The 7,599-nt window shown below is 61.9% G+C and carries 4 protein-coding genes; all 4 read right to left on the bottom strand.

Features of this window, described 5'->3' with window-relative positions; genetic code table 11:
• The coding region (locus P5540_17360) for an immunoglobulin domain-containing protein (protein ID HRT66589.1) at positions 1–3,901 on the bottom strand (3,901 nt) is incomplete at its 3' end.
• 123 nt (positions 3,902–4,024) lie between these two features.
• The gene (galK, locus tag P5540_17355) at positions 4,025–5,377 is read right to left on the bottom strand and encodes a galactokinase (protein ID HRT66588.1); all 1,353 of its coding nucleotides are present in this window, start codon (positions 5,375–5,377) and stop codon (positions 4,025–4,027) included.
• A 75-nt stretch (positions 5,378–5,452) separates the two neighbouring features.
• A complete protein-coding gene (locus P5540_17350; GenBank protein ID HRT66587.1) occupies positions 5,453–7,015 on the bottom strand; it encodes a hypothetical protein in 1,563 nt (520 codons plus the stop codon).
• Entirely contained in the window at positions 6,997–7,584 is a 588-nt protein-coding gene (locus tag P5540_17345) for a sigma-70 family RNA polymerase sigma factor (GenBank protein HRT66586.1), read from the bottom strand. The genes P5540_17350 and P5540_17345 overlap by 19 nt, the downstream gene beginning before the upstream one ends.
• Between the last annotated feature and the right edge of the window lie 15 nt (positions 7,585–7,599).

Here is a 7,599-nt window from a genome sequence, read left to right as displayed (position 1 = left end):
CGCCTTCGCCCTCGCCTTCGCCTTCCCCTTCGCCCTCGCCTTCGCCTTCACCTTCGCCTTCGCCTTCGCCTTCACCTTCGCCTTCGCCTTCGCCCTCGCCCTCGCCTTCGCCTTCACCTTCACCTTCGCCTTCGCCTTCACCTTCGCCTTCGCCTTCGCCTTCGCCTTCGCCTTCCCCTTCGCCCTCGCCTTCGCCTTCCCCCTCACCTTCACCTTCGCCTTCGCCTTCGCCTTCGCCTTCGCCCTCGCCTTCCCCTTCGCCCTCACCTTCGCCTTCGCCCTCGCCTTCGCCTTCGCCCTCGCCCTCACCTTCGCCCGATGAAATGACGGTCAAGAGTGCGGCATCCGAGACGGCTTCGCCGCAAACATTTTTCACGGAGCACCAATAGGAGCCGGCGTCTTCGATGCGCACCGAAGGAATTTCAAGGAACACACCGGTTGCGCCCGCCATGTCTTGTTCGCCTTTTACCCATTGGAAACTCAACGGTGGCGTTCCGTCCGCGGCCACATCGAATCGCACCGTTTCGCCGGTCTGGGCGGTGCGGGATGTAGGATGGATACGAATTGCGGGCGGATCGTTGACCGTTAGCCGTGCCGGATTCGATACGGCCGTTCCCGCCGAATTGCCTGCCCAACCGGTGTAATCGCCCTCGTCCGATTCATGTACGGATACAATAGAAAAAACCGCCGACGTTTCACCGGGTAAATTCACGCCGTCTTTTTGCCACCGATACGCCAGCGGCGGCGTGCCTTGGGCGGATATGTCAAACGACACCGGCTCGCCTGGATTGGCGGTCCGTGAAACCGGATGCGTGACGATTACCGGTGGCACAAGACCGTAAGAAGCCGTAAAGAGAACCGTGTCGTCCTTGTCGAGGACTTGGACAACGGATGCGGGAACCGGCGTGATGTAATCGTCGAGATCGAGCCAGTCGAATCGGATGTCGCCGGTCGGCGTCTGGTATTCCGTATGGTTGCCGACGCCGTTGTGAACGCCATCGTCCCCGTCCACAAAACGCCACGGCGCGGTTGGCGGCTGAACCGACACCGTTACCGTGCCGGTTTGCCGCGCATAGAGTCCGACAATGTTCGTTGTCTGCCCGGGCAGGACGTTCAGCGTTGCGATGGAGGGATTGGGCGGATCATGGCGGGGCCATGCGCCCCAGGCCAGGGTAGCGGTTCCCCAAGGGATGCCGGACAAAATTCGATTGCCTGCGCCCTCATGTTGGGCGCTGTCCGCGTCCGTCAATATCCACGGCGCTTCGGGCGTTACGGATATCGCAACCGTACCGGTGCGCCTCGACGTAAAGGTCCAGACGGGTCCTGGCGCGCTCTCGGTGTCGTTCCACGCCACGACGCGCCAGCGGTAGACCGTGTCCGTGGCCAAGGGTGCTTCCGGTTGATACAGGCTGTCCGGCAGGACAGCGGCGGACGGCGAATCCGGTTCGGGATCGCCGTCCCGCCAGAAATAGACATCGTAGTGTTGCGCATGACTGCAATCGGGCCAGTCGAGCGCGCTGTTCAGCGGCACGTCCAATGCCAAGTCGGCCGGCGTGGGGTTGCCGGGCGTGCCGGGAATTTCCGGGCGTGTCTTGAACGACCAGACAGCCCCGGAAGCCGTGTTGCCTGCCGCTTCCTCGTCCACGCGCCAGAAATACCACGCATTCGGCAACAGATCCCCGGCGTCAATCCACGGATACGGGTGGGCCATGGCCAAAGGGGCCAGTTCCTCCACCGAGGAACCTAGATACACATGATGCGCCGTGGCGTCCGCGCCGCTTACCCAACGCAGGCGCACGGGCCGGTCCACGCGCGTCGAGACGTTGGCCGGTTCCGGCTCCGTGGTCTCGCGGTATTCGGTTGTGAACGAATACACGACGCCCGGTTCGGCCGTCGCGTCGTACATTTCATCCACGCGCCAGTAATAGGTGCGGCCATGGGCCAGCCCGCCGGGATCGTACTGCGGCGTGGCCTGTTCGTGCGACACTTCCGGCAAACTGGAAGGCGACTCGCCCAAATGGACATTGTGCGCTGTTGCGCCTTCGCCGGCCAGCCAGCGCAGGAACGTGTTGACGTTTACCCGGGTTTCGCCGTCGGCGGGACTTGAATGCGACGCGGCGGTGTTTCGCGTGCCCGTCGTAAACAGCCAAACCTTGCCCGTTGCCTTGCCACCCGGCAACGTCTCATCCACGCGCCAGACATAGGCCGCGTTGGGTTCCAATTCCCCCGGCTCGAACGACGGCTCGGCTAGATCTTGCGCGACCAATTGCAAGCCGGTAAGCGACGCCCCGACATACACGTCGTGTCCGGTGGCGTCCGGCGGCGGAGTCCATTGCAGCACGGGATGAATCCCCGCGTATCGCTCGCCGTCGGCGGGAATGGGCGCCATGGCCGCCGGCGGCTGCGTGCTAAACGACCATACCGGCCCGGGCGTGGCGGCGCCGTCACGCACTTCGTCCACTCGCCAGTAATATGCCGTGTCGAATGCGAGAATTCCCGCGTCGTAGGTTGTTCCGGCCTGTTCGGAGGCCACCTTGTCGAGCGCATCGGGATCGGTTCCCAAATAAACATCATGCAAGGGTGAATCCATGCCGGCCTGCCAGGAAAGCGTCAGCGGCAGCGTCGTGCCGGTTTGCCCGTCCGGCGGAGACGGTTCCGAAGCCTCCATGCTTTCCGTAAAGAACACCCAATAATCGCCTTCCTCGACATGATCGGGGAAAACCTCGTCTATGCGCCAATAATAGGTTGTGCCGGGCGTAAGCGGCCCCGCCGTATATTCCGTGGCGGTTTGATTGTCCGACACCAGTCCAAAACCTTCGGTGACGTTACCCAGATAGACATCGTGGTACAGGGCGCCGGTTGCCGCGCGCCAGCGCAGAACGGGCGCCAGGGAAACGCGCCGCATGCCGTTGATCGGTTCGGGATCGGTGGCAAAGGTCCAGTCCGGGGTTTCAAGCCATGGGCGGTAATACCGATCCAAGCAATCACGGCCTAGAAACAGGGAACCCTTCACGCTGAAATGGAGATAATCTTTGCCGCCGTGAACCGCATCGTCGTCCATCGCGGCGGGCGGACTGGGAAAGAGCGTAAAACCGCCCGGAAACGGGGTATACGCGGGGAAAATGCCGGGAAGCGGCGCCTCGCCTACCTCAAAATACGGGCGATAGCCGAAGTAATGCTGCATTCTTCCAAAGTTATGCACATAGATGCAGCCGGGGGTTGCCTGGGCAATGGCGCGTTTCCTTTCCCCCAGCGCCACAAGCATTTCATTGAGCCGCACAGGGCTTGGGCGGCCCCAGTAACGCCAGTTCGTCTCGCTGAAAAGGCTGTATTCCGGGCGGCCGGGCGTCACCGTCTCCACGCAATTGAAGTAGTCGTAATCGCACAGCGCGACACGAAGGTTGCGGCGCACGGCGAGGATATGCGTGACAATGGCTTGCAAATCCGTCTGAATAGTATCGAGCAGCGCCTCTTCCTGCTGCGGGGTAAACGATGCGTTCCAGCTTTCCCACAGGATATCGTTGCAGCCCAGCCAGATTTCGACGATTTCGATGGTCGGAAAGGCCAACAGCATCAAGTCAATGCGATCCAGCAGACCCTGATCGGACCCGGGCAGGATGTAATTGGAGGCAAAATGCGACGCCTTCATTCCGCCGATGGCGGTCGAGGCGCCTTCGACGGCCAGCGCGCCCAGTCCGGATTCATCCAGCACCCGTTGCAGCGACCGCTTGAGATACATATGCGCGGCGAGACTGTCCCCCACTATCAGAATACGGCGCGTGTCGCCAAACGCGCCGGGAGTAAAAATACACGCCGTCAAAACGGCCGCGATCGTCAAACAGGCTGAAAAGCGCCCGCCCCGCGATTGTCCCCTGACGCATCGTTGAAAAAGCGCCGCCATGCCTCCGGTCCTCGTTGTCCTATCCGGGAGCATACCACATAATTTCACTTTCGATCGTGGACGCCCGGAGGATCGCTTTAATAAAGTCGAGGGAAAGCCGGCTTTCCGGGTTTGCGGCGGCGATTAGTCGAAGTATCCCGCGCCGGGGGCGGCCTGTGCGACGAACATGGGCTCTCGCAGGTCTAACCGGGGCCGGGCGGCCATAAAGGTCTCGTAATAGCGGGATTGGATGGACTTCATGAAATCCCCGACACGATCTTTGGCGACAAGGCTGACGGTGCATCCGCCGAAACCGGCGCCGGTCAAACGCGATCCAAGCGCGCCGGCCTCGCGGGCCGTGGCGACGAGCATGTCGAGTTCGGGGCAACTGATGGCGTAATCGCGCGCGCAGCTTTCGTGCGAGGCGTTCATCAGTTCGCCCAGGGTTTCGGCATCGTCCGCAAGAAACGCATCGCGCGCGGCTTCCACGCGCTGGTATTCGGTCAGTTGATGCCGTGCGCGGGCCTTCAACGCGAAACCGTCCGGCGGCTCTCGAAGATCGCCCAGCCAATGCTCCCGGATCCGTTCGACCGTGGTGCCCAGGTAGTCTGCGGCATCGGCAAGGGAGGTTCGCCCGGCCGGGAAGGTTTCATCGAACAGGGCGGCAACCTCGGAAGACGTCAGGCACAGATGTCCGTTCCATAAATCGGCCAGTCGTTCGATAACGACGTTTGTGCCGAACTGTCGGCTGATTGTTTTGGCGGCCATGGCGGTTATCAGGCGGCACAGGCGAGGACCGGCGTTGTACAAGTGCAGCGCTTCGCCTGTCTTTTCGGCCTTGACCAGCGAATGGCACACAACGAACACATGGCCGGACGGCAGGGGCACGCGCTGGATACGTAGCGGGAAGAAATCAATCTTGCAGGCCGCTCCGGCGTCCCCGTTCAGGATGATGGCCTGATCCATGCCGCCGCCGCGGGTGCCGACATACTGTTCCGCCTCCGCCAGCAGGCTCGCAAGCGCCAGCCGGGTGATGTCCTTTTCCAGCGTCTTGCCAAGACAACGCAGGTAGGCCAACGAACACGCCACAACCAGCGCCGAAGAGGAACTGAGACCCGCCGACATCGGAATCGTTCCCTCGACGAAAAGGTCCATGCCGGGAAAGGACCGCGTCTGAAAATGCCGGTTCAAGCCTTCCACGGCGGCTTTGCAGTAATTTTCCCATGCGCCGGAAGGCGACGGCGGAATGGCGGGACCGTTCTCGAATTCACACGGCGGATAGTCCGGCGCCGCCGCGCGGACACGGATGCGGGCGTCCGTGCGAATCGCGCAGGCTATCCCAATCCGTCGGTCAATCGTCATGGGAAGCACGGGCAGGCCGTTGTAATCCGTGTGTTCGCCGATAATGTTGACACGGCCTGGCGCCATGCAGACAAAGGGTTCCGCCGCATCGGGGAAAGCCTGCCTGAACGCTTTTTTTATCCGTGCCGGGTCCATCGAATCCGCCTTTCCGGTGTTTTGCGGATACGCTATCATTGGAAGGCGAGGCCGTGCAAGATGAAGAAGCGCGGGTTATTGCCGGGGCAGCAGTTGGAGAACGTTGAGATCGCCGTTTTGCAGAATCAGGTTGGCAAAGAGAAGGAAAAGCGCGTCGGTTATGTCGCCGGAAAAGAATGCGTCAATCGAACGGTAATACGCGGCCAGTTCGTTGTAGGATGCCACGAGATCCTGCATCTGCCGCGCGAGATCGGCCAGGGTATCCGGCGACGATTGCGCCGCGGCGGTTTCGCCTTCCATGGTGATGGCGGCGCTTTGGATGTCGAGCCCGGCGAGCCATTCGGCGCTGAACAGGGCGTTGCGGACGGCCATGGCGCCGAGATTTTGAACGGTATCGTAAATGAACAGGGCCAGGTCGCCGTCGCCTTGTTGTTCGATGTTGCGCCCGGTCTGAAGCAGTTCGTTGCCGAGTTCGAGCAGATGGGCGTATTCACTCGTACCGGCGGAGAGCGCGGCGGCGGCGGCGGCGGCTCCGGATTCCGTACCGGCGGCTTCGAGCGCGCGCTCATAATATTTGGCGGCGTTCCGGGTATAGGCGTCCAAGCGTTCGAGGGCCCGGGCGTGTTCGAGCGCCAGGCGGGCGGCGTCCACGTCGCCCTGCGTAAACATGTTCGAGGCTATTTTGAACGAGGCGTAGGCGTTGTCCGGATCGAGACGGCTCAATTCCTGCCATTGGGCGAGCGCTTTGGCTTCGCCGCCGGGCTGGGTGCTGTAAATTTCGGCCAGTTCCTTGCGGAGATAGGGGTCGTCCGGAAACGATTCGATGGCGGCCAAGAGTACCGATTCGGCTTCGTTGGGCGGCAGGAGGCCGGCCAAGCCTACCTTGGCGTCAATGGGTACGCCCGCGTCTTTGGCGAGTTCGCGGGCCGCGGCATCGGCGAGCGTGGCCCACAAGGACAGCCGGGTGCGGGCATCGGGACTGTCAATGGCCTGTTTTCGCAATTCGAGCAGTTCGTGCAGGCTCGGCGTTTTGGCTTCTTCCATCTTTGGGGAGGCAGACGGTTTGTCTTCCGTGTCTTGGGAAGACGGCGTACGCATCGGATCGAGAATTTTCTGCAGATCGGCCATGGCGATTTGGCTCGAACGGGACGGTGTCTTTGCGGCGAGACGGGCCGGACGGTTCGTGTCCATGGCATGCCGCCGGTCGCTTTCCGATCCCGCTTGGGGTCCCGGCGCGGACGGTCCGTCCGGCGAAAACACGGTTGCCCAAACCAAGAGGAGCGCCGCAGCCAGTGCGCCGGCAAGTCCGCCCCAGCGAATCCAATGGAAGCGGTGGGGGAGAGGCGCAGGTGCGGCATGAATCGGACGCGGCCGGACTTCCTTGATGCGCCCGACCATCTCCATGACGCCGTCAAGCAAGTCAACGGGAGGCGCCTGGCGCCGCCATTCGTCGCCCAAGGCTTCCAAATCGGCGCAGGCGGCGCGTAGCCAACGGTATTCGTCGGCGCAGGCGGGGCAGCGGTCGAGATGTTCCCGTAGATCCGCCTCGGCGGACGGTTCGAGCGCGTTTTCAATCAATCCCAGCAGACTGTCCTGGTATTTTTCACAAGCCGGTTCGTTCACAAGTCGTCCTTGCATATGGCGTATTGTTCCCGCAACGCCACGAGTACACGATGCAGTTTCGTTCGCACAGCGCCGTCGGTGCCGCCCATCACTTCGGCGATTTCCTTGGCGGGCAGCCGCTCGAAAAAGCGCAACACGATCAATTCACGGGCCTCTTCGCCAAGAGTGTTCAGGGCGCGTTCGAGGAGTTCCAGACGCTCGCGGGCCATCAGAACCTCGTCCGGACCGGAACCGGAATAACGCACGATCTCGCCCGATTCCTCGCGCGACACACTGGCGTAATCCTCGAGCGTTTCCATGGACAACGCCCGTTTCTTCTTCAACTCGTTGAGGCACAAGTTGCGCGCGATACACAGTATCCACGGCTTGAACTTCCGGTTCACGTCGAACCGGCCGCTGGCCGTGTAGACGCGTATGAACGTCTCCTGCGCCATTTCCCGCGCGGTTTCCGCATCCTTGAGATAATGCAGGCAGAACCGGTAGATGTCATGCTGATAACGGCGGACCAATTCGGCCAAGGCCGTTTCGCGGCCCCGGCTCAATTCCGCCATCAGGACTTCATCTGTCCGCTCCTCCGCTTTCAAGTGCGGCTCCGTACG

This window comes from Candidatus Hydrogenedentota bacterium, from assembly GCA_035450225.1.
In the GTDB taxonomy this organism is placed as follows: Bacteria; Hydrogenedentota; Hydrogenedentia; order Hydrogenedentales; family SLHB01; genus DSVR01.
Note: the sequence above shows the minus strand (reverse complement) of the source record. Positions and strands in the feature narration are given on the sequence as shown.